Below are 24951 nucleotides of genomic sequence, written 5' to 3'. Positions count from 1 at the left end.
TGAGTGTACTTTTACCTAAGGTAAGGCTATACTGTTACGTGGTAGTGACAAATACTCTGCAGTTTCTTCATTGTTACTTTCTTCTTCGCTTCCAAATAATCCAGATGGCCGATAATTTCCGACATAACTAAAGAAAATTGTTCATTATAGGTATTTTTATATAATACCTGCGCAATTTCATTGGCTGTAGAATGACCAGATTGGATATATCTCAAGATGAGCTCAGATTTTTCTTCAATCCGCTCTAATCGCTTATGAATAAGTGCTTTCGGATCTTGAATGACCGCTCCATGCCCAGGGAAAACAGAATCAATATGGATAGCTGCACATTTATTTAAGGAACCAATCTGCTGACTAATAGTTGGCAATCGGCTTCCGTTTTCATCAGGCTCAACAATGGCATTACTTGAAATGTGTTCAATTAATAAATCGCCGGCAAATAACTGCTTTCTTTGTTGATCCAAAAAAGCCAACTGATCAGGGGAATGTCCAGGGACTTCCAAAATAGTGAAACCAAGGAATTCATTGTCTGTTATTGCTGTAATTTCTGCATGCATTGCTTTACCCTTATTACGCAGTAAGGCTTTCTTTAAATAAGCAATTTGTTTCTCACCGGTTTCCCCACATCCCATTTCATAATAAAGCTTTTCGAAAAATTCAACCCGCATTTCCATAAAATCTTTGTCTCTTTTTAAGCGGGGAATGGAAAGGGGAGAAGCATATACGGGAATGGGATGTGCATCGACAATTCTGTCTACCAAACCAACATGATCAATATGATGGTGTGTTAAAATTATTTCGGTTAAATCCTGTAAGACCAAGCCATTTTGATTCAATGCCAGGTTTAGTGCCTCCCAATGAGAGTCGGTATTGTACCCAGCATCGATTAATGATAACGACTTTTCTTGTTTAACAAGAAAAAAATTGACCGTTTTTAACCCTCCAAGCTTCTCCGGAATCGAAATCGGTATGACCAAGCTGCAGTCCTTTTTTATATCTAACAAGATGTACACCTCACTATTATCAATTAAATTTTAAATAATATATATTTTTTGAACGTTTGTTTAAAACAATAATATTCATATTATACAAAAAATTCTAAAAGATGTATAGTAAATGTATCGGAAATACTTATAATTTGTTCCTTTCTACTTAGGTTTCTTTCCCTAAATTGAAAGTGCGTTTTTTAAAAATTAATATGTTGACAATATACCTATTAGGGTATAGAATCAATATTGTTCGAAAGCAAATATGGACTTGAAAAGGGTTATTGCCCTCTTTTATTTTTCAAAAATTTATACCCATATGGGTAATTGTATAGTCAATAGGGAGGAATTCTTTAATGAATATTACAAAGGTTTTAGACGCAAAAGGACTTGCATGTCCAATGCCGATTGTAAAAACAAAAAAGGCAATGAATGAGCTGGAATCAGGCCAGGTGTTGGAAATCCATACAACTGATAAAGGTGCAAAAAACGATTTAACGGCGTGGGCCAAGTCTGGTGACACGAAGTATTAAATTTTGAAGATGAAAATGGCGTGTTAAAATTCTGGATTAAAAAAGGATAAATTTTTTTATTCATTAAGATACCCTTGCACGTATAAAAAACAGGAGGATTACAATGACAGAAAAGAAAAAAACAACGATTGTCTTGTTCAGCGGCGATTACGATAAAGCAATGGCAGCCTATATTATTGCAAATGGGGCTGCGGCATATGATCATGAAGTCACCATTTTCCACACATTTTGGGGGCTGAACGCTCTTCGCAAGGATGAAAACATTCCCGTAAAAAAAGGCTTTATGGAGAAAATGTTTGGAAAGATGATGCCGAGAGGCGCTGACAAAATGGGTCTTTCTAAAATGAACTTCGCTGGATTCGGTCAGAAAATGATCAAGGATGTAATAAAGAAACATAACGCGCTTGAACTGCCACAGTTAATTGAAATGGCACAAGAACAAGATGTAAAACTGGTTGCCTGTACGATGACAATGGATTTATTGGGTCTTAAGGAAGAGGAACTTATGGATTACATTGAATATGCAGGAGTGGCTGCTTATTTGGCAGATGCCGAAGATGGTAATGTAAATCTGTTTATATAGGAGGATGCACAATGAGAGAAATGACTGCAAAAGAAGTAGAAAACTTACTAAACCAAGGAAAAAAATTAAACATTATTGATGTTCGCGAAGTAGATGAAGTGAAAGCAGGCAAAATTCCTGGTGCCATCAATATGCCATTAAGGCTGGTTGAGTTTCGTATGCATGAGTTAGACAAAACAAAAGAGTATATCATGGTTTGCCGTTCCGGTGGAAGAAGCGGCCGTGGCAGTCAATTTCTCGAAAGCTACGGTTTTAACGTTATTAACATGGCCGGCGGAATGCTGGCTTGGGAAGGTAAAGTGGAATAATTTTTTCAATAAATACCCTTGCAGGTAAAACGGGAGGACAATCATGACAAACATGAAGGCAAATGTCGTATTAGATGCTAAGGGCTTGGCATGTCCAATGCCCATCGTGAAAACGAAAAAAGCAATGAATAACCTTGAAGCAGGGCAAGTTATCGAAGTTTTAGCAACCGATAAAGGTTCAAAAGCAGATATGAAAGCTTGGGCTGAAAGCACTGGGCACCAATATTTGGGGACTATTGAAGAAGGTGGAGTGTTAAAGCATTACCTGAGAAAATCTTCAAACGATGAAACAATTGAGAAAAAACATCCAAATGTCATAAATAACGAAGATCTTGAAAAGAAACTTGGTTCTGCCAATGACAACATTATTTTACTTGATGTAAGAGAATCGGCAGAATACGCGTTTAACCATATTCCACAGGCTATTTCGATTCCTTTAGATGAATTAGATGAGCGTTTATCTGAGCTAAACAAAGAAGATGAAATTTACGTGATTTGCCGGACTGGCAGCCGCAGTGATTTTGCTGCACAAAAGTTAGCGGAACAAGGGTTTAAAAAGGTAAGGAATGTCTTACCCGGTATGAGTAAATGGACAGGAAATACCATCGGATTAAATAAATAATTTTTTTAGGTAAAAATATACCTTAGGGGGTAACAGAAGATGACAGTAACTGTGATGACAGCAAAGGAAGTAACGAAAAAAGTTTTTAACAAAGAAAAACTGTTTATTTTCGATGTCCGTAATGAGTCTGACTTTCAAGATTGGAAAATTGAAGGTGACAACTTCCAGTACTTAAATATTCCATATTTCGAATTACTTGATGGTGTAGAAGAAATTCTAGACAAAATCCCGACTGAGCAAGAAGTATTAGTCGTTTGTGCGAAAGAAGGGTCTTCCGTTATGGTCGCGGAAATGCTATCTGATGCTGGCCTCGATGTTTCTTACCTACAAGGTGGCATGAAAACGTGGAGTGAGCATCTAGAGCCTGTTAAAGTTGGAGACTTAACTGATGGAGGGGAACTATATCAATTTGTTCGAATTGGAAAAGGATGTTTGTCTTACATGGTAGTTTCGGGCGGCGAGGCAGCGCTGATTGATGCAACTAGGATGACCGATATTTATCTTGATTTCGCCAAAGAAATCGGAGCAAACATTACTCATGTGTTTGATACTCACCTTCATGCTGACCATATTTCTGGCGGCCGCAAAATTGCCGAGACAACAGGCGCCACGTACTGGCTGCCTCCAAAGGATGCAACGGAAGTTACGTTCGAATATCAACCGCTAGAAGATGGTAATCATGTGACAATCGGAAGTACTACAATTGATATCAACGCCCTATATTCTCCTGGTCATACCATCGGTTCCACTTCCTTCGTTGTGGATGGCAAATTCCTGCTTTCAGGTGACATTTTATTCATCGATTCAATCGGACGGCCTGACCTTGCCGGAAAGGCAGAAGATTGGGTTGGCGATTTAAGAGAAACTCTATATAATCGATATAAAGAATTATCAGAAGAACTAGTTGTTCTTCCGGCGCATTTTATGATTATTGAAGAATTAAACGAAGATGGCAGTGTATCAGAAAAATTAGGAGTACTGTTTGCAAAAAACCATGGCCTTAATATTGAGGATGAAAACGAATTCAGAAAGATGGTAACAGAAAACCTGCCGCCGCAGCCAAACGCGTATCAGGAAATCCGTGAAACCAATATGGGAAAAATCAATCCGGATATCGACCAGCAGCGGGAAATGGAAATCGGTCCTAATCGTTGTGCGGTTCGATAATGAGGTGACTTAACAATGACTGAGGAAAAAAAACAATTAAACGATTGCAACACAACTGGATCTTGAGGAATTAGCAGGACTAATGTTTCTGGAAATGGTAAACAGGTTAAACAACCGATACCTATATGACCAGGCACGTTAGTCTGGCTCCTGGCAGGAGCCATTTACCTCATTTATAAAGCATTTATGTAATTCTTTATCTAAAGAGTGTGACTTTTAAGGTCATGCTCTTTTTTCCTAATCTTAATAATTGTTAATTGAAGAATATGGAATACTAAAAATGGTGAAGAATTAGAAAATAATCCTGAAGGAGAAGGAAACGAATGTTTGATTTTACATTAATTACAAATAAAAATATCGAAGAGGCCATTCAATCTTTGGAGGAAAATTTAAAGGCAGAAAAGTTTGGTGTTTTGTGGAAGTTTGATATCAAGGAAAAGCTTCAGGAAAAAGGGCTGGAGTTCGATAAAGAATTTAAGGTGCTGGAGGTGTGCAACCCAGTCGAGGCGCAAAGAGTGCTTACTGAAAATGAAATGGCTGGATATTTTCTGCCGTGTAAAATTGTCGTTTATGATAGTGAAGGAAAAACGAAAATTGGCATGCCCAAACCAACAGCACTAATCAGTCTTTTACAAGACGAAAAAATGAAACAATTTGCAGGTGACATAGAAGACCGCTTAATACATTGCATAAAGAAAAGTATTTAAATTGGATGACAAAAAAGAGCCTCGATTAACGAGGCTTCCTATTTGCAAATGTTGTAAGCGTTACCATTGTTAAACCAAACAAATTTATTTTAAAGAAAAACTCAATAGAAAAATGCTGTTAAATTATTTTTAATGAGATAGAGTACATCTTCATATTTTTTTATAAATCCAAATACCCATATACGTATAAAATATTAGGAGGTTTCCATGCAATGTAAGAGGCGGTATGATTTCTTCAATCGGTGCAGTCACCGGAAAAATATCAACGGGACAAGTACCAATTATGCCTGCAATTATCATGGTAGCAGCCAGTCTTCTTGCCTCTCCGTTAGGGGCAAATGCCGGAAAAAGGGTGAATATTAATCCTGGCCACTGCAGTGAAGACATGGAAGGAAATTTTATGATAAAAAGAGCTAATTAAGCCCTTTTAACATACCCCTTATAGTATAATGAGTAAAAACCTTAAAAAGGAGGGCGCTATGCAAGTAATACAAATTGGTTCACTTGCCATTTCGCTCAAATGGCTGCTGCTGGGGGTTGGTATACTGATTGGCCTCTTCATCATCAAATTTTGGGTAAGAAAAACACATGAAGGGGAGTTACATAAGAGAGTATTTGATTTGTTGGTAAATACACTTATTTTAGGATTTTTTATTTGGAAGGGAAGTCTACTCATTCTCGAACCATCCATTGTGATGAAAAGTCCATTATCCTTGTTGTATTTTACTGGAGGAAGCAAGGGTCTGATTCTTGCCATGATCGGGTCCCTTATCTTTTTCGTTTTCAAAGGACGGAAAACAAATATTCCTAATTCGCTTATCAAAAAAATCCTAGCAGTAACTGCTTTAACAGGGCTGATTGGATGGACAATGTATGATTTTGCTTTTTCACAAACTAAGCTTGATAAAACCGTACAAAAAGGGCAGACAGTGCAACAAAATTCTGATGAAATTGGAATAAAAGAAGGAAATAAAGCTCCCAATTTCCAATTGGAGAATATAGAAGGGCAACAAGTTCAACTGTCTGACTTTAAAGGGAAGAAGGTAATCTTAAATCTATGGGCAACCTGGTGTCCGCCATGTAAAGCGGAAATGCCTCATATGAAAGATTTCTATCAGGAACAAAAAGGGAAAAATGTTGAAATTGTTGCTGTAAATCTAACCACATCAGAGAAGAATCCAGATAGGGTAGAACAGTTCGTGAAGGATTACGGTTTAACTTTTCCTGTCTTACTTGATGAAAGCGGAGAAATAGCTGACGTATATCAAGCCATTACGATTCCAACAAGTTATTTCATCGATACTAATGGGATCATTCATAAAAGAATAGTTGGACCAATGGATAAAGAGATGATGACAGATTTGATTAATGGCATGAAATAAATACTAGGCTATTGAAAAAAAAAGCACATTCTAAGCGGGAGCCTTCTTCTTAGAATGTGCTTTTTTTTAAATTAATTGTTAATCATACAATTGGTACTTGATTCTTTTTTCATTTGAGTTACACAATCCTTATGCATTTCTTTTAATTGTTTTTCACTTAGCTGCGGGTGTTTTTCCTGCATCATCGGGAGCATCTCTTTGAAATCTCCCACCTTGCAAGCAATCTGATCACTGGCCGCCAAAACACCAGTTCCCAATCCCAGCAATAGGATAAGGGTAAATGCACTTGTTGCTATTTTTTTCATTTTAATCCTCCTTTGAATTTGCATTTCTAATTACAATTTAATTTTATAATGTTTTTTCACATACGGAGTGGGGTAAATTTGACAAGTTAGTAAACTTTAGAAAAGTAAACACATTCTCGTCAAATTTTTAAGCATTTTATTACTTTCTAACACCGCGATAGGTTAAAATAAAAAGGTGATTATTAAACAGGAGGAATTGAACATGAACATCACAGACCAGGCTCGTGATCTGTTAAAACAAGTGTTCAAAGAAGAGAATGCCAACAACATTCGTATCTTTTTTGAAGGCTATGGCTGAGGGGAGCCAAGAATTGGACTGGCTCTGGATGAGCCGGATGCAGACGATATAATCGTCACAATAAATGAAATCACAGTAGCAATTGACCCTATCATTGAACCTAATATAGAAGGCCTAACCCTTGACCAAAGCGGAGATGGAAAAGGCATTTCTTTGATTGGCAATACGGGTGCATGCTGTTAGTAAAAAAGACCTTTCTAGGTCTTTTTTAATTGTTTTCACTTTTAATAATAGTTTTTCGTATACAACTTGGGATAATAGTTATTTATCTTAAAAGCTTAAAAAACGTATAATAGAACCACCCATTTTACTGGGTGGTTCTAATTTATTATTGAGTAACAGCTTTTTTGGCCCCCGTTGGCCAGAAATAGCCAATAACCGCACCAACTACTGCCGGTAATATCCATCCTAGACCAATACTATAAAGCGGTAAATATTCAATGTACGAAGCTTTAATTGCTTCGAATAAAGAAATGGTCGCTCCGGGTAAGCTTCCAACTAACGTGCTGTATCCATCGAAGAAACTAACACAAAAAGTAAGAAACATAGACGCTGCATATACACTTTGCTTATGTTTAAATAATGATGAGCTAAGCGTCAACAAAATCAGAACAATCGCCAAAGGATATAATAGCATTAATACTGGAACAGCGTATTGAATAATATTGTTTAAACCAAAATTGGCGATGATAAATGACACAAGACTTAGGATAAGTACGAACATTTTATAGCTTACTTTTGGAAAAACACTATTGAAAAATTCACTACATGAGGTAATGAGTCCAATGCTTGTTTTTAAACATGCTAGAACAATAATAATAGCAAGGAGGATCGCACCGAATTCGCCAAAGTAATGATTGGCGACCTTAGCAAAGATTAATCCGCCATTATCGAATGTACCGATGGCAGATATGCTTGATGCCCCCATATACGTAATGAGACCATAAATCAGCATCATTAGTGCCATAGCGAAAATGCCTGATTTCCAAGTTGCTTTTGCAATTGTCTTCGTGTCGGTGATTCCTTGTCCTTTAATAGCATTGATGACAACAATACCAAATGCTAATGAAGCAAGGGCATCCATCGTGTTATAACCCTCTTTAAAACCAGTAATAAAGGCCAATTGGCTGTAATCACCCGTTGGCGCTCCAAATCGTCCCATAGGTTTGACGATTGCGATAATAATTAATAAAAATAAAAATACTAAAAATGCAGGTGTTAGATATTTTCCAATATAGTCAATAATTTTCGCGGGATTTAATGAGAAATAATAGACAATGGCAAAAAATACGAAACTAAAAAGCCCAAGATATAAGCTGGTGTGCTCTGGATTAATAAATGGTTCGAAACCGACTACGAAAGGTACTGTTGCTGTACGTGGAATCGCAAAAAACGGTCCAATGGTTAAGTAAAGGGCCATGGCGAAGGCGACTCCAAATTTCGGGTGGACCCGACCTGCTAATTCACGAAGTCCATTACTTCCGGATAGCCCGAATGCCAAGATCCCCATAAATGGCAAACCAATTGCTGTTACAAGAAAACCAATTAAAGCTGGCCAAAAGTTAGTACCGGCAACCTGTCCCATCTGAATAGGGAAGATCAGGTTTCCTGCCCCAAAGAACATACCAAACAGCATTGTACCAATGACTGCGTATGTTGAAAATGATATTTTTTGATGCATGCATGTTGCTCCTTCTAGATGAATTTCATTTATTTTAACATCGTTTAGAATAATTGGCTATCATGGATTGATTGCTGGAGCAAGTTGGCATTAAAACTTTTTGGACATCTAAATGGCAAACATATCTGAAATAGGGAGGAGAATATGGAGATCGAGCCAAGTTTAATAATATTACTGAAATTCAGACAATCAGAGGAGGTTGAAGAAGAAGGGAAGGAGGAATTGGCTTATGGAAACAATGCGCTTTAAATTAAGTAAATATAGGCAAAAAGAGGAGAGAGGGAACTTGATTTCATTTAAGTTCCCTTTTTAATTTTTTTCATCGGAATTATTTTAATGTTTTCAGCCATGCAGCCATTCCTGGCGCATCCTCTTTGGACACCAAACCAGCTGGCATACCGCCTCGGCCGTGTTGGATGATGTCCTCGATCTCCTTATCCGATAAACGGGAACCTACTCCTTTTAAAGAAGGCCCGACTCCGCCTTGGTATTGATCTCCATGACAGCTTACACAAGTTTTCTTATAAATGGATTCTCCGTCAACTTTGGATACCGCTCCTTCTTTGGATACCGCTCCTTCTTTGCCTTCTTGCTGAGCAGGCGTTTCTTGTGCTGATTCTCTTTGGTCTTGCACATTACTGAGAATAAAAAATCCACCAATTCCAATCACAAGGATGGCCAGGGCAATTAAAACAGTGTTTTTCATAAAATCGCCTCCTAATTTTATTTTTTCGATACAAGAAATAAAAATGATGTGCAAACTAAATCTAACCTTACAAACGCAAGGATTTGTCGTGCATATAATGTAAGAAAGATGTTATATGTACGACCACTCATCCTTGCGAATAAGTAAACCAAAATACCCTTTGATATAAGTATGAGCAGATAAATGGAAACTACGCATAAAAGAGAAAACTACTAGAATGCCTAAAATTCAGAAGGACATATTATTCCAACAAAGGGCCATTTAATTGAATAGGTAAAGGATAAAAGTTTGTGTATCTCAAAGAAAAAAGTAGAGGTAATTACAAATTTAATTATTACGTAAAATATAAATTTGACGTAATAATCCTTAGGAGGTAAAATATAGTAGAGGTGTTATTATGGTAAATCCAGCAAAACAGGAAAATTTCAAAAAGCTCCAGGCAATGCTTAATGAACTCCCTTGGTATGTTGAAGAATACATAAATCATAAATTACGAAAACTTTCTACTGCATCGTTGTTCAACTATTGTCACGACTATAAAATCTTCTTTAACTGGATGATTACTGAGCAATTATGGTCCGGCAGCATCAAAGAGATCCCATTGGAACGTCTTGAAAAAATGACAGTCATTGAAGTCGAAGGATTTTTAAATTTTCTTCATTACGAATTAAATAACAAAGAATTAACCGTTAACCGTAAATTATCTGCGTTGAAATCCCTTTTTAATTACCTGCAAAATATCGCGGAAACACCGGATTTGGAACCCTATATTAATCGTAATGTCATGGCGAAAATAGAGTTTAACGAAGTTAAGGAAAGTTTGGAAACGAAGGCAAATAAAATGGAAGGCAAAATTCTGCTTGGGGATGAATATGAGCGATTTCGTCTGTTTGTCGCCCATGAATATGGCGAAATCAATAAAGAAAACAAAAAAATCTTCAATTTTCATCAATTAAATAAAGAACGTGATACCGCGATTGTATCATTGATTTTAGGTTCTGGATTACGTCTTTCTGAGCTAATTGGTTTAGATCTTGAAGATATTGATTTCAGTAAGTATAGTGCACGAGTGATTCGCAAAGGAAATAAAGAACAATTTGTTTATTTTAGCCAAACGGCCATGGATGATTTACAAGAATACCTAGCAATCAGGATTCTAAAATACCAGGTTGATAAAAATATGAAAGCATTATTTGTGGCTGCTCCGATAGGTCCAAAAGGCAAAACAAGAAGGCTGACAGCGCGATCAGTGGAAAAATTAATTGAAAAATATGCAACTGCGTTCGGTAAACCATCATTATCAGTTCATAAATTACGGCATTCATTTGCAACCAGATATCATGCGGAAATCAATGATGTGCCAAAGTTACGCCGGCAATTAGGTCATTCATCGATTCAAACTACGATGATTTACACGCATATTAAGAATGATGACTTAAAGATTGCTGTTGATAAGATGGATATGCCGAAGGAACAAATAGATTAAAATGATAAGAAGGCTGTATTAAATAGCAGCCTCCTCCTTGTTTTATTTCAATTTATTAGTTTACATAATATATTTATAGTTAATAAAATTTATGATATCTCAATTCTAGAGTATACTTAAGATAGTGAGACGAAACAAAATTTTTAGTTATTTTTTCAGTAATATATATACTCATATTTCTTATCTGATTCGCAGCTAACTCACTTTAGCCCCTTAATTAATAATAAATTTGCGATTAAATTAACTTTGGTTTGAACTTATATTTTTTGCTTATTTGATTTGCCTCTTCCCTAAAAATACCTAGCTAGTTTCATCCGAAAATCCAACAATTGTATAATGTTGAGATCTTGGTTATCACTTTCATCAGCGATTTGAAAAATACCTCCCCTCCTCCCTCTTTGTTTTTCTCTAAAGAATGATTACAACATCTATCTCTAAAATGCTATTACATTATTTATTGTTCGGAAAAAAAGCTGCCTCACAAAAAGCAGGTATTTCTGTAGTAGAAGCAAATTCTTCAATAAAATAATGTATACTTAAATATATTAAAAAATAAATATATTTATTGGGGATGATCCTATGTTCAATCGGATTCTTGTAGCCATAGACGGTTCTAAAATGAGTGAAAAAGCATTACAAACCGCTTTAAAATTTGCTAATGAAAGATATTCTAAAATTGGTGTTATCCATGTGGAGAAAAATTTGCAAATTGTCGATGGGATGCCAATAAAAACAATTGATAATATATATACTGACCAAGAGACAAAAGGCCGTGATCTATTACAACAAGCGGTTACTCTTGCAAATGAAGAAGGAATTGAGATAGAATCCCATTTTGTAATGGGAGAACCGGCGATTCAAATTGTCAAAAAAGCAGATGAATTAAACTATCAGCTGATTGTCATAGGAAGCAGAGGGTTGGGGAATATTAAAGGGTTAATGCTCGGAAGCGTCAGCCAGAAAGTTTCCCAGCTAGCGCATTGTCCTGTTTTAATAATTAAATAGTATAAAAAATAGTAATTAAATAAAAAAGGGCTGCCCCTGAAAAGTTACACTTTTGGGACAGCCTCTTTTGGTTTTGTTAAGCTTTACGAACGTTTGATGCTTGTGGTCCGCGGTTACCTTGCTCAACGTCAAAAGTAACTGATTGACCTTCATCTAATGTTTTGAAGCCTTCGCCTTGAATCGCTGAGAAATGTACGAATACGTCTTCTCCACCTTCACGTTCGATGAATCCGAAGCCTTTTTCGCCATTAAACCATTTTACTTTACCTTTTTCCATTGTGTTGCCTCCTAGTGTGTAAATACACACAATGTAATACTATCCTTGCTCTCAGTGATGATCAAGACGAAAAGTTCAAACTTATACCAATCCTTTACACCGAACAAAAATAATTCTTTTTAATTATCGCATTCTTTGTAAAAAATTGCAAGAAGACGAAAAATTTATCATATTGTTAGACTGTTTGGACTGACTATTTGTTAAATATAATCATTGCGGTGTATTTTGTATCTGGATAAACCCCATATTCTGTATGTGTGCTTACAGCAAGAGGAACAGAATTGTATTTAACATCTATCAGCTTTCCTTCCTCTAATGTACCAAGAAAATCATTAACAACCCGTATAAGTTCTGCAAAGTCCGTGCTTTGAAAACCTTTTGCCTCGTACATTTATTCTTCCTCCCTTTATAGAAATTGCTAAAATATACTTTAATAAACATAAGAAAAAATCCCTTTTAAACAAAAGGGGTTTCTTATAGATTAGGCGTTAAAGTTAAACTTTGAAATAAAGCATTTAACCAACCTTGTTATTTATTAAATCTATTGCTTGATTTTCAGTTATACCTCTAATTAAACCTAGTTCACTGATAAAAATCCTTCGTGCACTCTCCAGCATCTGCTTTTCGCTTGAATTGAGCGATTTATTTTTGTTTATTCTCATTAAGTCCCGTACAACTTCCGCGCCTTCTTGGATATTACCTGATTTAAGTTTTTCCAAATTAATTTTGTATCTTTCTTTCATCGAAAGGGTTGTATCGGTTACACCATGATAAAAAATGTCCAATACGTTTTCAAGTGTAATCAAATCGGTAGCTAAACGAATTCTTGATTTTTCTACTTTTGCGATAGGGATCATGACTTGCATTTTATTGATTCGCATATTTATTATATAATACTGCTGTTTTTCACCTTGAATTTCCTTTACTTCTATTGCTTCAATAACTCCTGCTCCCTGCATTGGATAAACGATGCAATCACCAACTTGAAACAACTAACCACCTCCAAATTAAGTACATCTTAAGTATACCATACGACTTCGAAATAACAAAATTTTTAATTATATCATCTGTTTTTAGTCAATGTCAACACTTTTCCCCTGATCTGATAATAAAAAAAACAATGGGCTCGATGCCCATTGTTCGTAGTTCAGTATTTTTGAATTATTGATTATTTTCCATTTCTATAATCAAAGTTTCAATTTGTTCCTGTGAAAGCTTTTCACGTTCAATTTCAACATCGTTACCGTAGCCAATCAAAACTAAATCATCATGATTTGATAATGGTTTTCTTCCTCTCGGTACAGATTCTGTGTATTTTTTCCATTCACCATTAATCTTAGCGAGTGATACATCGCCTCTTTTCATCATCAAGCCATCTATACTTTTCGGCATCTTTAAACCTTTAATAAATTGTTTTTTTGAGAAATAAAAGTCTTCTTCCATTTTTTCATCTCCTTAATGTTAATAGTATATGTCAATTACGCCATAAACCATTTATGAATATTTATCGTTTCGGTAACTAAACTGCTCCGCTACTTCAAAATGTCCCACAATAGCCGGCTATTTCAATCTAATTGCACAAAAAAAAGCGCTTTGGCAGCTGCTTCACTAGGAAAGCAGTCCTTAGCGCTTTTTTCGTATACTTATCCTGCATTTTTCATACGTCCACCAGAAAATTGACTATTATATAAATCTGCATAGAACCCGTCTTTCTCCAACAATTCCTGATGATTTCCCTTTTCAATAACACGGCCGTTGTTCATGACTAGAATGATATCTGCGTCGCGGATCGTTGATAGTCGGTGGGCTATGACAAAGCTTGTGCGACCCTTCATCAAATGATCCATCGCCTTTTGTATCTGGACTTCGGTCCGAGTATCAACGCTGCTTGTAGCCTCGTCAAGGATTAACATCGCCGGATCTGCAAGAATCGCCCTAGCAATCGTTAATAGCTGCTTTTGACCCTGAGAAATATTCGAAGCTTCCTCATTTAAGATGGTATCATAGCCATCAGGCAATGTGCGGATAAAGTGGTCTGCATTAGCAGCTTGTGCAGCAGCAACAATTTCCTCTTCTGTTGCTCCATCCCTTCCATAGGCGATGTTGTCACGAATTGTGCTGTTAAAGAGCCATGTATCCTGGAGCACCATTCCAAATAAGCCGCGCAGGTGCTCTCTCTTCATATCCCGTGTATCGATTCCGTCAATCAAAATTTTACCGGTATTGATTTCGTAAAAACGCATTAATAGATTAATAAGTGTTGTTTTACCCGCTCCAGTCGGACCAACGATAGCAACCTTTTGCCCTGGTTTGACTTCAATGTTCATATCTTCGACTAATAATTCATTTTCTTTATATCCGAAAGAAACATCCTCGAATTTTACCTCGCCCTTTGGCTCAGCTAGCTTTTTTGTTGTGGCAGCTTCCTTAATCTCTTCTGTTTCATCAAGGATTTCAAACACCCGCTCTGCGCTGGCCACCGTTGACTGAATCACGTTGGCAATCATCGCGGTCTGGGTAATCGGTTGGGAAAATTGTCTAGCATATTGGATAAATGCCTGAATGTCACCTATTTCAATCGCTTTTTTTGTGACCAATATTCCGCCTGCCACAGATACAAGTACATAACCGATGTTATTGATAAACGACATGAATGGCATAATTAACCCAGACATAAATTGCGCCTTCCAGCCTGCTTGATAAAGTCTTTCATTGATTTCTTCGAATTGATCAATCGACTTTTGCTCACGGCCAAATACCTTAATAACCTTATGGCCGGTATACATTTCTTCAACATGTCCGTTTAGCTGGCCAAGCGCCTTTTGCTGTCCCTTGAAATAGGCTTGTGAACGTTTGGCAATATTTGCTGTCGCAATAAAACTAAGCGGCAGTGTCACCACCACAATCAATGTCATTAGCGGACTAATCGAAAGCATCATCACAATTACACCAATTAAGGTAACCACTGAGGTAATCAGCTGGGTTAAGCTTTGCTGCAAGGTGGTGCTGATGTTATCGACATCATTTACTGCCCTGCTGAGGATTTCACCATGGGTGCGTGCATCAAAATATTTTAAAGGCAGACGGTTTAGCTTTTCTTCTACTTCCTTACGAAGCTGGTAAACTGTTTTTTGTGCCACTCCCGCCATAATATATTGCTGAATGTATGCAAAAACAGCACTTAAAATATAAAGCCCAATTAATAATAAAATGATATGCCCGATGTATTCAAAGTCAATTTTTGCTCCAGGAACCCCTCTAAACTTCATCATCAAGCCTTCAAATAGTTTGGTTGTCGCTTTCCCCATTATTTTAGGACTGACGATCGAAAATACGGTACTGATGATGGCGGTGACCAGAACCGATACGAGCTGAATTTTAAAGGGCATTAAATACGCAATTAACCGTTTCAGCGTTCCTTTAAAATCCTTTGCTTTTTGAACAGGGGCACCCATTCCCATTGGACCAAATCCGCCGCCAGGCCCCCGAGGACCAGGTCCTGGTTGAGGTCTATGATTCTGTGAATCTTTACTCATGCGATTTCCTCCTCAGAAAGCTGAGACATGACAATTTCACGATAAACTTTGCTGGATTCCATCAGCTCTTTATGTTTGCCAATTCCAGCAATTTCGCCATTATCAAGGACGATAATCTGGTCCGCATCGATGATGGTGCTGACGCGCTGGGCAACAATTAATACAGTAGATTGCTGCGTTTCTTCTTTTAATGCCGCCCGAAGCTTGGCATCTGTTTTAAAATCTAAAGCAGAAAAGCTGTCATCGAAAATATAGATTTCCGGTCTTCGGACCAGCGCGCGAGCAATGGATAAACGCTGTTTCTGCCCGCCCGAAACATTTGTTCCGCCTTGGGCAATCAGCGTGTTGTAGCCTTCAGGCATTTCGTTTATAAACTCTGCCGCTTGGGCAATTTCAGCGGCATGACGCACTTCTTCATCCGATGCTTCTTCTTTGCCGTATCGAATATTTTCCGAAATAGTCCCTGTAAAAAGAACAGCTTGCTGCGGGACAAAGCCAATTTTTTTGCGAAGTAAATCCTGAGTCATATCTCGTACATCGATTCCGTCAACCAACACTTTGCCGCTGCCAGCGTCATAAAAGCGAGGAATCAAATTAATAAGCGTTGATTTACCTGAGCCGGTTCCACCGATAATCGCGGTGATTTCACCTGGCCTCATTTTAAAAGAAATATTCGAAATAGCAGGCATTTCAGCTCCTGGATAGGAAAAGCTGACATTCTGAAATTCAACCTCCCCATTGCTGCTTACTGGGGGACGGGGAATTGATGGATTTTTAATATCAGCCGTTGTATCTAGCACCTCAATAATTCTTACTGCTGATACAGAAGCTCTTGGAATCATCACAAACATCATCGATAACATCAAGAAGGAGAACATGATTTGCATCGCGTATTGGATAAAGGCCATCATGTCACCCACTTCCATGTGCCCATTACTGATGCGGATGCCGCCAAACCAGATAATCGCTACTGTAGTCAGGTTTAGGATAATCATCATCGTAGGCATCATGACGGCCATCAGTTTATTGACCTTTATCGCGGTTTGGGTAAGATCCCAGCTGGCTTCGTCGAATCGCTTCTTCTCATGCCGGATTCGATTAAAGGAACGGATCACACGAATTCCAGTTAAATTTTCCCGTAAGACGCGATTTAGGTTATCTAGTTTTACCTGCATCGATTTAAATAATGGAATAGCATTTCTTTGTACAATTAAAATAATGATAATTAATATGGGAATCGCCACAGCGAGAACTAAAGAAAGTTTGGTGTCTTTGGATAAAGCCATGATGATTCCGCCGATGCACATCATTGGAGCCATGACCATCATTCGGAGCATCATGATTAACACCTGCTGTATTTGCGTAATATCGTTTGTTGTTCTCGTGATGAGTGAGGCTGTTCCAAATTGATCAAATTCCTGTAAGGAAAAATCGCCGACATGGGAAAAGATTTTACTTCGCAATAATTTTCCGAAACCTGAAGCGGCTTTGGCGGAAAAAAAGCTGGCACTGACAGAGCAAATCATGCCGCCTGCCGCGACGAGGAGCATGAACCCGCCAATTTTCCAAATATAGTGTGTATCGCCGGTTACTACACCCTTATCAACGATATCGGCCATTAAGGTCGGCAGATACAGTTCAGACAAGGATTGCAGAAGCACTAATACCAAAACAAACATAACAGGGAACTGAAATGGTTTTAGGAATTTTGCTAATTTAAGCATTTTGGTCATCTCCATTCCTTATTGACGATAGGTATGCTCGAAATAGTTAAAAACTTTATTAAGAAGCTCAGCAAGCTTCTCACTGTCGTCCTCCCCTAAATAATCAATTAAACCTGCAAAAGTTTCGGTAAAAGCTTTTTTAGCTTCGTTCGTTACTTCGATGCCTTTTTCTGTTAGGTGAATATTTACAGCGCGTCGGTCAACTGGGTCGGTGTTGCGTTCAACAAGGTCATCCTTCTCGAGCTTATTGATAATCTGCGTAACTGTTGGGGACGTAACCCTAAGAATACTGCTAATCTCGGAAACCTTCATATCCGGTTTCTCCTCGTTTGTTTCATGCCTTATTGCCATAAGAACCTTGATTTCACTGGGATTATAACCGGCTATTTGCCGATCGTGCCATCCGGACTTTCTAAACTGTGAAAATGCTCTCAGAAGTTTTTGCGTGGTATTTGCATTATAATCCGTCATTTTTTCCACCTCCTATAAAATAGATAGGTTACTAATTTATTTACCAACCTAAGTATAATTCGTATACAATTTTTCGGTCAATCAAAAAACACAGGGGATTCCTGTGTTTTTATCCTAAACCTCTTCTTTTTTTACTTCTACCTTAACTAATTTCCATTTTCCATCTGAGTAGGTCCAGATAGACTCCACAAATGCAATGGTATCTGCATTCGCAATTCCGGTAACTCTTTGAATACCTTTTAACCCTAATTTTCCCCCATCTAATTGGATAGGTTCAAGACTGTTAAAAGGATTCACCATTAATTCGGTTGGTTCATTCAGTTTACCTTTTCGATAAAGCCCCATTTTTTTATAATAATCCTTTCGATCTCTTAGGTCGAAAAGATAGGATTTACCTGTAGCGTTAATTTTTATTTCTGCTTTATAGCCATCTAAAAAATGAGTTTCCATATCAAGAGGCTCAGAGGCAGTTAGATCTTTTTTTTGAAAATCTTTAAGCGTATATAAAAATGTATCGACGATTCCGCCGCTGCCGCCGGTATATACTGTGGCAAATACATCCTTAACACTATCATGATTAATATCCGCCAGCTGCAGTGCTGCTTTTGCTCCACTTTCCAATGGAATTGTCGTAGTTTTCCCATCTGAAGTATTTATTTCGATGAAAATTTCTTTTAGGTAACTATTTTCATCATCCTGGTAGGGTTCCCCCTTTAATTGGATTACCTCGTTTTTTCCATCACCTGTGATATCTTCTTCCTCTTTCGATATCGTAATCACTTTTGCTTTTTCTTCAATGGCATAAACAACTGTAATGGCAGAAAGCGAAACCATAAAAAAAGCAAAAACAGCTAAAAGCGTTTCTTTTTTCATTTTAATCCCTCCCCATACTGATTATTTGTTAGTATGCCCAAGAATGGAAAAAAGATGAAAAAAAAGACCCTCTTTTTTAAGAGAGTCCTTATGAAAATATTATTCAGCTGGGATTTCTTTACCTTCGACCTTCCAAACTCTTGTCACCTTTCCGTTTACTCCTTCATCTAGAATGAAAGAACCATTGGAGTAGCGGTCACTAAATTTAATGTCTGAAGTTTTTATTGTCTCAATATAGCCTTTATCTGTCAGTATAAATATTTCATCCTGATCCTTAGCAGCAACATAGCCCATTATTCGGTGAGGATTGGCTTTTAGTTCACGAAGAATCACAACGCCCCGTTTTGCTCGGGTTGCTTTATCAAATTCACGTAGTTTCATTCGTTTCAATGCACCGCGCTGGGTGGCCACGACTATGGATTCGGTACTGTTTGGCTCAAGAACCTGACCGCCAACCACGTAATCGCCATCTTTCAGATTTATTCCTTTCACTCCGGCGGCCCGCTGTCCGACGATGCTTACTTCTTCTTCATCAAACCATAAGGCATAACCTAAATTCGAAATCAGGAATATTTCCTTTGTACCATCTGTTAAATGGACATCAATTACCTGATCATCATCTTTCAGATTCACGCCCACCAGAGGTTTGGAATAGCGCTGGGCATGATATTGCTTCAGTTCGGTTTTCTTAACCATACCGTTTCTGGTGATAAAGACAAGGAACGCATTTGTCTCAAAATCCTTTACCGGTATGGCTTGGATAATATCTTCATCGCGGTCAATTGGAATAATGTTCGCGATGTGCTGACCCATGTCCTTCCAGCGAATATCAGGAAGTTCATGAACTGGGCAATATAAGTAATTCCCTTTATTCGTGAACAGTAGCAGAACATCCTGTGTATTCATATCAAGCTGCGCTAAGATACGGTCTGATTCCTTCATGGCAAAATCCTGACCGTTGGAAGCGGCATAAGAGCGCTGGCTCGTCCGTTTGACATAGCCATGTTCAGTAACCGTCACAATGACATCTTCACTTGGCACCATAACTTCTAGGTTGATTTTCAGCTCTTGAATTTCTGCTTCAATTTTCGAACGGCGTTCATCAGCAAAGCGTTTTTTCACTTCTTTTAACTCTTTTTTAATAACGGAAAGAAGCTTTTTCTCACTATCTAATATGCTAGTCAGTTCTTCGATCTTTTTGGCCAATTCTTCCGCTTCATTTCTTAAAGCCGTAATGTCGGTATTTGTTAAGCGATAAAGCTGTAAAGAGACAATTGCTTCTGACTGAAGCTCTGTGAACGCGTATTTCGCAATTAAGTTATCTTTTGCATCACGCTTATCTTTTGATGCCCGAATCGTAGCGATCACTTCATCAAGTATGGATAAGGCCTTCATTAAACCTTCAACAATATGCTGACGTTCCCTTGCTTTGTTTAAATCAAATGTTGTTCTTCTTGTCACGACTTCTTTTTGATGTTGAATATAGGCGTCCAGCAGTTCGCGAAGCCCCATTTGTTTTGGCCGTCTATTATGGATGGCGACCATATTAAAGCTGTAGGAAATTTGCAGGTCGCTGTTTTTATATAAATAGTTCAAAACTCCTGCTGCATCGGCATCTTTTTTAAGTTCAATGACGATTCTAAGGCCGGTTCGGTCTGTTTCATCACGAACTTCTGAGATTCCTTCGACTTTACGGTCGAGGCGGAATTCATCGATTTTTTTCACAAGATTGGCTTTATTGATCTCGTATGGAATTTCCGTGACGACGATTTGCTGACGGCCGCCGCGGACATCTTCAATTTCCGCTTTCCCGCGAATGATGGTTTTTCCTTTACCAGTTTCATAAGCTTTTTTAATCCCGTCGATTCCTTGGATAATTCCACCGGTTGGGAAATCCGGTCCTTTTATCACTGTCATTAATTCATCAACCGTGATGGCTGGGTTATCCATTTGCATGATGACACCGTCAATGACCTCACCCAGGTGGTGCGGCGGAATATCAGTCGCATAACCGGCTGAAATCCCTGTTGATCCGTTTACGAGCAGATTCGGGAACGCTGCCGGCAAAACGGTAGGTTCCTTAGATGTATCATCAAAGTTAGGAATCAAATCAACAGTATCTTTTTCGATATCACGCAATAGTTCAGCAGCAATTGCCGAAAGCCGTGCCTCAGTATAACGCATCGCTGCCGGCGGATCCCCGTCAACACTACCGTTATTTCCATGCATTTCTACCAGGACATTGCGAACCTTCCAGTCCTGGCTCATCCGCACCATCGCTTCATAAACAGACGAATCGCCATGCGGGTGGTAGTTACCAATAACATTACCAACGGTTTTGGCGGCTTTCCGGAAGCCTTTGTCATGGGTATTGCCCTCGACATGCATGGCATATAAAATTCTTCGCTGAACCGGCTTTAAACCGTCTCTAGCATCTGGCAAAGCGCGGTCCTGAATAATGTATTTACTATAGCGGCCAAAACGGTCGCCAAGAACGTCCTCTAGAGGTAAGTCGCGGAATTTTTCACTTGCACTCATCCTTCAACCCCCTCTTCTGCAACAGAGATATTTTCATTTTCTAAAATCGTATCGTCTTCTTCCAATCCAAACGCGACGTTACTTTCAATCCATTTGCGGCGCGGTTCAACTTTATCGCCCATTAGCGTGGTGATCCGGCGTTCTGCACGAGCAGCATCGTCAATTTTCACACGAATCAGCGTCCTAGTTTCTGGGTCCATCGTTGTTTCCCAAAGCTGGTCGGCATTCATTTCGCCAAGACCTTTATAACGCTGAATAATATAACCTCTGCCGACCTTTTTGATGGCTGTCTGCAGTTCATCTTCATTCCAGGCATACTCGATGATTTCTTTCTTGCCTGTGCCGCGGCTGACTTTAAAGAGCGGAGGAAGGGCGATGAACACTCGGCCCGCTTCTACAAGCGGCTTCATATAGCGGTAAAAGAACGTCAGCAAAAGAACCTGAATATGCGCTCCGTCCGTATCAGCGTCTGTCATAATAATGATTTTGTCGTAGTTGATATCTTCAATATTGAAATCTGAACCGACTCCGCCGCCAATAGCATAAATAATCGTGTTAATCTCTTCATTCTTAAAAATGTCGGAAAGCTTGGCCTTTTCTGTGTTAATAACCTTACCTCTTAGCGGCAATACAGCCTGGAAACGGCGGTCGCGACCTTGCTTTGCTGATCCCCCGGCGGAATCACCCTCCACCAAATAGAGTTCATTTTTTTGCGGGTTGCGTGATTGAGCAGGTGTCAATTTTCCTGACAATACCGTTTCAGTGCGCTTGCGCTTTTTCCCGCTTCGGGCATCTTCACGCGCTTTTCTGGCCGCTTCCCGTGCCTGATAGGCTTTAATCGACTTTTTAACAAGCAGGGAACTGATGTCCGGATTTTCTTCCAAAAAGTAAGAAAGATGCTCGGAAACAACAGAATCAACAGCCGACCGCGCTTCGCTTGTCCCTAATTTCCCTTTTGTCTGACCCTCAAATTGCAATAGTTCTTCAGGGATACGAACGGAAACAATCGCAGATAATCCTTCACGAATATCGGCACCATCAAGATTTTTATCCTTTTCCTTCAGCAAACCAACCTTGCGCGCATAATCGTTGAATACCCTCGTCATCGCCGTTTTAGCACCAACCTCGTGGGTACCGCCATCCTTTGTGCGGACATTGTTGACGAATGATAGGACATTTTCAGAATAGCCATCATTAAATTGGAAGGCGAAATCGACTTCAATGCCATTATGCGTGCCTTCAAAGCTGAATACAGGATGAAGAGAATCCTTCTCCTCGTTTAAATAGGCAACAAAAGCCTCTATTCCATTTTCGTAATGGAAAACCTCATGAAGATTGTTTCGATCATCGATGATTTCTATTTTTAAGCCTTTTAATAAAAAGGCAGATTCTCGTAATCGTTCACCCAATGTTTCAAAATTATAAGTGGTAGTCGAAAAGATTGTGGTGTCAGGCTTAAAATGGATCGTTGTTCCGCTTTGGTTGGTTTTGCCGATCTTTTCGAGTGTTGTAACAGGCTTACCGCCATTCTCAAAACGCTGTTCATAAACAAAGCCGTCTCTCTTAATGGTGACGATTAACCATTCTGACAATGCATTAACGACAGAAGCACCAACCCCGTGCAAACCGCCGCTTGTTTTATATCCGCCTTGGCCGAATTTTCCCCCGGCATGCAGTACTGTTAAGATGACCTCCGGTGTCGGTTTCCCCATTTTATGCATACCCGTAGGCATCCCGCGGCCTTTATCGACGACACTGATCGAATTATCTTTGTGTATTTTGACAATGATGTGTTCACCAAAGCCTGCAAGCGCTTCATCGACAGCGTTATCGACAATCTCATAGACGAGATGATGCAGTCCTCGTGAATCGGTGCTGCCAATGTACATTCCAGGACGCTTTCTGACTGCTTCTAGTCCCTCTAGTACCTGTATGGCATCATCATTGTATTCAAAAGCTTGTTGATTTCTTGCCACTAAAAATACCCCTTTCATCCCTACAAAAAGAAAACAATTCTAAAAACACATTCCTGCTATCTATAAAAAAATGTATTTTTCTTTCCGTAAACAATAATAGAACAAACGTTTCATTACTTAATTTTACCATAAGTTCATTTGGCGTCTATGCTTTATTTTAGCGATTTATTTCGATTTAGCAAATAAGTAATTTTAAACAATCGTCTTTCGAACGGTTAATTCCCCTATATTTTGGACAGAAAAAATAAAAAGCTGCCAGTATCGTTAGCAGCTTTTTTTCATGTTATCTTGATCTTGTTAAAGCATGGATAACCTTAATGCAGCGGTCCATAATGACGGTGTAGCCCTTTTCCTTTAAAAATTGATAGGCTTCTTCATTCTCGAGTCCTTGCTGAGCCCAAAATACGTCGGCATCGATTTCAACAAATTCCTTTGCCACATCGAATAATTGCTCGGAGCGGCGGAAAACATTGACAATATCTACATGGCCCTCAATATCCTTTAACGATTTTACAGCCTTTACACCTAGCACCTCATCGATCGTCGGGTTTACGGGGATGATCTCGTATCCCGCCTTTTGCATGACCTCGGACACTTGATAAGAAGTCCTGTCATGTTTATCGCTTAAACCTACCACAGCAATCCTTTTCGCTTTTTTTAATATAGCACCCATTTCTTCAAGGCTTGGATATTCTACTGCCATTACCTTCACTCCTACAAACTTTGTTTTTCTTATTGTATCTTAATTTACTATAATTATAAAGAAAACTCGCCGATTGGCGAGCCCCTAAGGGCGGTTCATGAGGCGTAGTTGCACTTATACTTTTTATTAGCTAAAAATGAAAAGCTTCCAACGAATCGGAAGCCAACTTAAATCGGGTTCAGTTCAGGTCTGACAGCGGAAGTAACCTTAGGGACCGAAATGCAAACACTGACCCCCTCACCATTATTTTCAATAGAAATATTGCCGCTCATATTTTCTAGCATGGTTTTAGCCATATAAAGGCCAAGTCCAGTTCCATGTCTTCTCGATGTGAAATAAGGGTCAAATACCTTAGCTAGCAAGAAAGGTTCAATCCCCCCTGCGTTATCTTTAAATTCTGCCGTAATATACTTATCTGATTCGCAAATTTTTATGATAATTTTTCGGTTCTTTATGTCCTTCTCCACAAAAGAGTCCCTAGCGTTCATTAAAAGACTTAGGACAATTTGACTGAAATCATTTGGGTACCCGTAAGCCATTTGCTCTCCCCTGTACATAAAGTCCACTTGAATCCCGTGGTTTTTGAGACAAATTGAAAAGATTGACAACGCATCCTCAATGGCTTCACTGACAGAGAACAGATTTTTCTCAAGATTAGGCTTATAGAATTTCCGAAAATCATTAAATGTCCTTGACATACTTTCAAGCTGAATCATGCTTTCTCTTGTAAATCGATCGACGTATTGACCGTTTATTTCACCATATTCCAAGGCAGCTCTGATATCTTGGATTAACATTAATAAACTGTTTACAGGCTGGCGCCATTGACTGCCAATGCCAGCAATCATTTCGCCCATCGCTGCCATTTTTGCCTGCTGGATTAAAATAAGATCTTTTTCCTTATTCTTGGCGATTTCCTCTTGTAACCGGTTTTCTAACATTTTGTTGATTGCTTCATATTGTTCAGCCAGCTCTTGATAGTTTGTATTTTCCTTTTCATTCCTCATGTTTTTTCACCCCTTAGTGAACATAGTAGATATATAAAACCGACCAAGTGGATTAATATTGGCCGGTTATTCTTTAT

24 protein-coding genes and 2 pseudogenes are annotated in these 24951 nt (G+C 38.6%); 10 read left to right on the top strand and 16 right to left on the bottom strand.

Features of this window, described 5'->3' with window-relative positions; genetic code table 11:
• Positions 1-26: 26 nt before the first annotated feature.
• On the bottom strand, positions 27-1013 hold the full coding sequence (locus V5M37_RS13405; RefSeq protein WP_423802364.1) for an MBL fold metallo-hydrolase: 987 nt from the start codon (positions 1011-1013) through the stop codon (positions 27-29).
• 329 nt (positions 1014-1342) lie between these two features.
• Here V5M37_RS13405 and V5M37_RS13400 point away from each other — a divergent pair.
• The 8 genes and pseudogenes from V5M37_RS13400 to V5M37_RS13365 all read left to right on the top strand — a co-directional run bounded on the left by V5M37_RS13400 (position 1343) and on the right by V5M37_RS13365 (position 6288).
• A pseudogene (locus tag V5M37_RS13400) lies at positions 1343-1569 on the top strand (sulfurtransferase TusA family protein).
• Between the two features lie 53 nt (positions 1570-1622).
• A complete protein-coding gene (locus V5M37_RS13395) occupies positions 1623-2102 on the top strand; it encodes a DsrE/DsrF/DrsH-like family protein (protein WP_423802363.1) in 480 nt (159 codons plus the stop codon).
• Between the two features lie 11 nt (positions 2103-2113).
• Entirely contained in the window at positions 2114-2410 is a 297-nt protein-coding gene (locus tag V5M37_RS13390; protein ID WP_423802362.1) for a rhodanese-like domain-containing protein, read from the top strand.
• Between the two features lie 43 nt (positions 2411-2453).
• Positions 2454-3032: a sulfurtransferase TusA family protein gene (locus V5M37_RS13385; protein WP_423802361.1), complete on the top strand. Its 579-nt coding sequence runs from the start codon at positions 2454-2456 to the stop codon at positions 3030-3032.
• A 39-nt stretch (positions 3033-3071) separates the two neighbouring features.
• Entirely contained in the window at positions 3072-4199 is a 1128-nt protein-coding gene (locus V5M37_RS13380; protein WP_423802360.1) for an MBL fold metallo-hydrolase, read from the top strand.
• 323 nt (positions 4200-4522) lie between these two features.
• The gene (locus tag V5M37_RS13375; protein WP_423802359.1) at positions 4523-4906 is read left to right on the top strand and encodes a DUF302 domain-containing protein; all 384 of its coding nucleotides are present in this window, start codon (positions 4523-4525) and stop codon (positions 4904-4906) included.
• Between the two features lie 229 nt (positions 4907-5135).
• Positions 5136-5310, top strand: a pseudogene (locus V5M37_RS13370) (sulfite exporter TauE/SafE family protein); the annotation flags it as partial.
• A 75-nt stretch (positions 5311-5385) separates the two neighbouring features.
• Positions 5386-6288 (top strand): redoxin domain-containing protein, encoded by a 903-nt coding sequence (locus V5M37_RS13365; protein WP_423802358.1) that lies wholly within the window; start codon positions 5386-5388, stop codon positions 6286-6288.
• A 71-nt stretch (positions 6289-6359) separates the two neighbouring features.
• Here V5M37_RS13365 and V5M37_RS13360 read toward each other — a convergent pair whose 3' ends face one another.
• The 3 genes from V5M37_RS13360 to V5M37_RS13350 form a co-directional block, all read right to left on the bottom strand.
• Positions 6360-6593: a hypothetical protein gene (locus V5M37_RS13360; protein ID WP_423802357.1), complete on the bottom strand. Its 234-nt coding sequence runs from the start codon at positions 6591-6593 to the stop codon at positions 6360-6362.
• Between the two features lie 626 nt (positions 6594-7219).
• Entirely contained in the window at positions 7220-8572 is a 1353-nt protein-coding gene (gene brnQ, locus V5M37_RS13355) for a branched-chain amino acid transport system II carrier protein (RefSeq protein ID WP_423802356.1), read from the bottom strand.
• A 328-nt stretch (positions 8573-8900) separates the two neighbouring features.
• Positions 8901-9278 (bottom strand): c-type cytochrome, encoded by a 378-nt coding sequence (locus tag V5M37_RS13350; protein ID WP_423802355.1) that lies wholly within the window; start codon positions 9276-9278, stop codon positions 8901-8903.
• A 397-nt stretch (positions 9279-9675) separates the two neighbouring features.
• On the opposite strand from V5M37_RS13350, the gene xerS reads away from it, so the two are divergent.
• Together xerS and V5M37_RS13340 are read left to right on the top strand one after the other, a co-directional pair.
• Positions 9676-10764: a tyrosine recombinase XerS gene (gene xerS / locus V5M37_RS13345; protein WP_423802354.1), complete on the top strand. Its 1089-nt coding sequence runs from the start codon at positions 9676-9678 to the stop codon at positions 10762-10764.
• Positions 10765-11343: 579 nt separating this feature from the next.
• Positions 11344-11769, top strand: coding sequence for a universal stress protein (locus tag V5M37_RS13340; RefSeq protein ID WP_423802353.1), 426 nt, complete (start codon positions 11344-11346; stop codon positions 11767-11769).
• Between the two features lie 76 nt (positions 11770-11845).
• Here V5M37_RS13340 and V5M37_RS13335 read toward each other — a convergent pair whose 3' ends face one another.
• The 12 genes from V5M37_RS13335 to V5M37_RS13280 form a co-directional block, all read right to left on the bottom strand.
• Positions 11846-12046 (bottom strand): cold-shock protein, encoded by a 201-nt coding sequence (locus V5M37_RS13335; RefSeq protein ID WP_213115665.1) that lies wholly within the window; start codon positions 12044-12046, stop codon positions 11846-11848.
• Positions 12047-12239: 193 nt separating this feature from the next.
• Positions 12240-12437 (bottom strand): sporulation protein Cse60, encoded by a 198-nt coding sequence (locus tag V5M37_RS13330; RefSeq protein WP_423802352.1) that lies wholly within the window; start codon positions 12435-12437, stop codon positions 12240-12242.
• A 124-nt stretch (positions 12438-12561) separates the two neighbouring features.
• Positions 12562-13038, bottom strand: a complete 477-nt coding sequence (locus V5M37_RS13325; RefSeq protein ID WP_213140075.1) for a CarD family transcriptional regulator — start codon at positions 13036-13038, stop codon at positions 12562-12564.
• 169 nt (positions 13039-13207) lie between these two features.
• A complete protein-coding gene (locus tag V5M37_RS13320) occupies positions 13208-13489 on the bottom strand; it encodes a hypothetical protein (RefSeq protein WP_423802351.1) in 282 nt (93 codons plus the stop codon).
• A gap of 200 nt (positions 13490-13689) precedes the next feature.
• A complete protein-coding gene (locus V5M37_RS13315; RefSeq protein WP_423802350.1) occupies positions 13690-15582 on the bottom strand; it encodes an ABC transporter ATP-binding protein in 1893 nt (630 codons plus the stop codon).
• Positions 15579-17306: an ABC transporter ATP-binding protein gene (locus V5M37_RS13310; protein WP_423802349.1), complete on the bottom strand. Its 1728-nt coding sequence runs from the start codon at positions 17304-17306 to the stop codon at positions 15579-15581. Before V5M37_RS13310 ends, V5M37_RS13315 begins: the two co-directional genes overlap by 4 nt.
• Before the next feature lie 18 nt (positions 17307-17324).
• Positions 17325-17777 (bottom strand): MarR family winged helix-turn-helix transcriptional regulator, encoded by a 453-nt coding sequence (locus V5M37_RS13305; RefSeq protein WP_423802348.1) that lies wholly within the window; start codon positions 17775-17777, stop codon positions 17325-17327.
• Positions 17778-17891: 114 nt separating this feature from the next.
• Positions 17892-18650, bottom strand: a complete 759-nt coding sequence (locus tag V5M37_RS13300) for a hypothetical protein (protein WP_423802347.1) — start codon at positions 18648-18650, stop codon at positions 17892-17894.
• Between the two features lie 99 nt (positions 18651-18749).
• Positions 18750-21188: a DNA topoisomerase IV subunit A gene (parC, locus tag V5M37_RS13295; protein ID WP_423802346.1), complete on the bottom strand. Its 2439-nt coding sequence runs from the start codon at positions 21186-21188 to the stop codon at positions 18750-18752.
• Positions 21185-23164, bottom strand: a complete 1980-nt coding sequence (gene parE, locus V5M37_RS13290) for a DNA topoisomerase IV subunit B (RefSeq protein WP_423802345.1) — start codon at positions 23162-23164, stop codon at positions 21185-21187. Before parE ends, parC begins: the two co-directional genes overlap by 4 nt.
• A 283-nt stretch (positions 23165-23447) precedes the next feature.
• Positions 23448-23867, bottom strand: coding sequence for a CoA-binding protein (locus tag V5M37_RS13285; RefSeq protein WP_423802344.1), 420 nt, complete (start codon positions 23865-23867; stop codon positions 23448-23450).
• A gap of 167 nt (positions 23868-24034) precedes the next feature.
• Complete coding sequence (locus V5M37_RS13280) at positions 24035-24874, bottom strand: sensor histidine kinase (RefSeq protein ID WP_423802343.1); 840 nt, start codon at positions 24872-24874, stop codon at positions 24035-24037.
• Positions 24875-24951: the final 77 nt, after the last annotated feature.

Origin of the sequence: Neobacillus sp. SAB-20_R2A, assembly GCF_049568635.1 — a bacterium.
GTDB classification, from domain to species: domain Bacteria; phylum Bacillota; class Bacilli; order Bacillales; family Cytobacillaceae; genus Neobacillus; species Neobacillus citreus.
This window is presented reverse-complemented; position numbering and strand designations above follow the sequence as displayed.

Excerpts from the sequence above, each read along its gene's own strand:
- V5M37_RS13365 (WP_423802358.1), top strand. The coding sequence starts at position 5,386 with ATGCAAGTAATACAAATTGGTTCACTTGCCATTTCGCTCAAATGGCTG.
- V5M37_RS13285 (WP_423802344.1), bottom strand. The coding sequence starts at position 23,867 with ATGGCAGTAGAATATCCAAGCCTTGAAGAAATGGGTGCTATATTAAAA.
- xerS (WP_423802354.1), top strand. The coding sequence starts at position 9,676 with ATGGTAAATCCAGCAAAACAGGAAAATTTCAAAAAGCTCCAGGCAATG.
- V5M37_RS13395 (WP_423802363.1), top strand. The coding sequence starts at position 1,623 with ATGACAGAAAAGAAAAAAACAACGATTGTCTTGTTCAGCGGCGATTAC.
- V5M37_RS13280 (WP_423802343.1), bottom strand. The coding sequence starts at position 24,874 with ATGAGGAATGAAAAGGAAAATACAAACTATCAAGAGCTGGCTGAACAA.
- V5M37_RS13310 (WP_423802349.1), bottom strand. The coding sequence starts at position 17,306 with ATGCTTAAATTAGCAAAATTCCTAAAACCATTTCAGTTCCCTGTTATG.
- V5M37_RS13315 (WP_423802350.1), bottom strand. The coding sequence starts at position 15,582 with ATGAGTAAAGATTCACAGAATCATAGACCTCAACCAGGACCTGGTCCT.
- V5M37_RS13305 (WP_423802348.1), bottom strand. The coding sequence starts at position 17,777 with ATGACGGATTATAATGCAAATACCACGCAAAAACTTCTGAGAGCATTT.
- V5M37_RS13350 (WP_423802355.1), bottom strand. The coding sequence starts at position 9,278 with ATGAAAAACACTGTTTTAATTGCCCTGGCCATCCTTGTGATTGGAATT.
- V5M37_RS13320 (WP_423802351.1), bottom strand. The coding sequence starts at position 13,489 with ATGGAAGAAGACTTTTATTTCTCAAAAAAACAATTTATTAAAGGTTTA.
- brnQ (WP_423802356.1), bottom strand. The coding sequence starts at position 8,572 with ATGCATCAAAAAATATCATTTTCAACATACGCAGTCATTGGTACAATG.
- V5M37_RS13385 (WP_423802361.1), top strand. The coding sequence starts at position 2,454 with ATGACAAACATGAAGGCAAATGTCGTATTAGATGCTAAGGGCTTGGCA.
- V5M37_RS13375 (WP_423802359.1), top strand. The coding sequence starts at position 4,523 with ATGTTTGATTTTACATTAATTACAAATAAAAATATCGAAGAGGCCATT.
- V5M37_RS13330 (WP_423802352.1), bottom strand. The coding sequence starts at position 12,437 with ATGTACGAGGCAAAAGGTTTTCAAAGCACGGACTTTGCAGAACTTATA.
- V5M37_RS13300 (WP_423802347.1), bottom strand. The coding sequence starts at position 18,650 with ATGAAAAAAGAAACGCTTTTAGCTGTTTTTGCTTTTTTTATGGTTTCG.
- parC (WP_423802346.1), bottom strand. The coding sequence starts at position 21,188 with ATGAGTGCAAGTGAAAAATTCCGCGACTTACCTCTAGAGGACGTTCTT.
- V5M37_RS13340 (WP_423802353.1), top strand. The coding sequence starts at position 11,344 with ATGTTCAATCGGATTCTTGTAGCCATAGACGGTTCTAAAATGAGTGAA.
- V5M37_RS13380 (WP_423802360.1), top strand. The coding sequence starts at position 3,072 with ATGACAGTAACTGTGATGACAGCAAAGGAAGTAACGAAAAAAGTTTTT.
- V5M37_RS13335 (WP_213115665.1), bottom strand. The coding sequence starts at position 12,046 with ATGGAAAAAGGTAAAGTAAAATGGTTTAATGGCGAAAAAGGCTTCGGA.
- V5M37_RS13390 (WP_423802362.1), top strand. The coding sequence starts at position 2,114 with ATGAGAGAAATGACTGCAAAAGAAGTAGAAAACTTACTAAACCAAGGA.
- V5M37_RS13360 (WP_423802357.1), bottom strand. The coding sequence starts at position 6,593 with ATGAAAAAAATAGCAACAAGTGCATTTACCCTTATCCTATTGCTGGGA.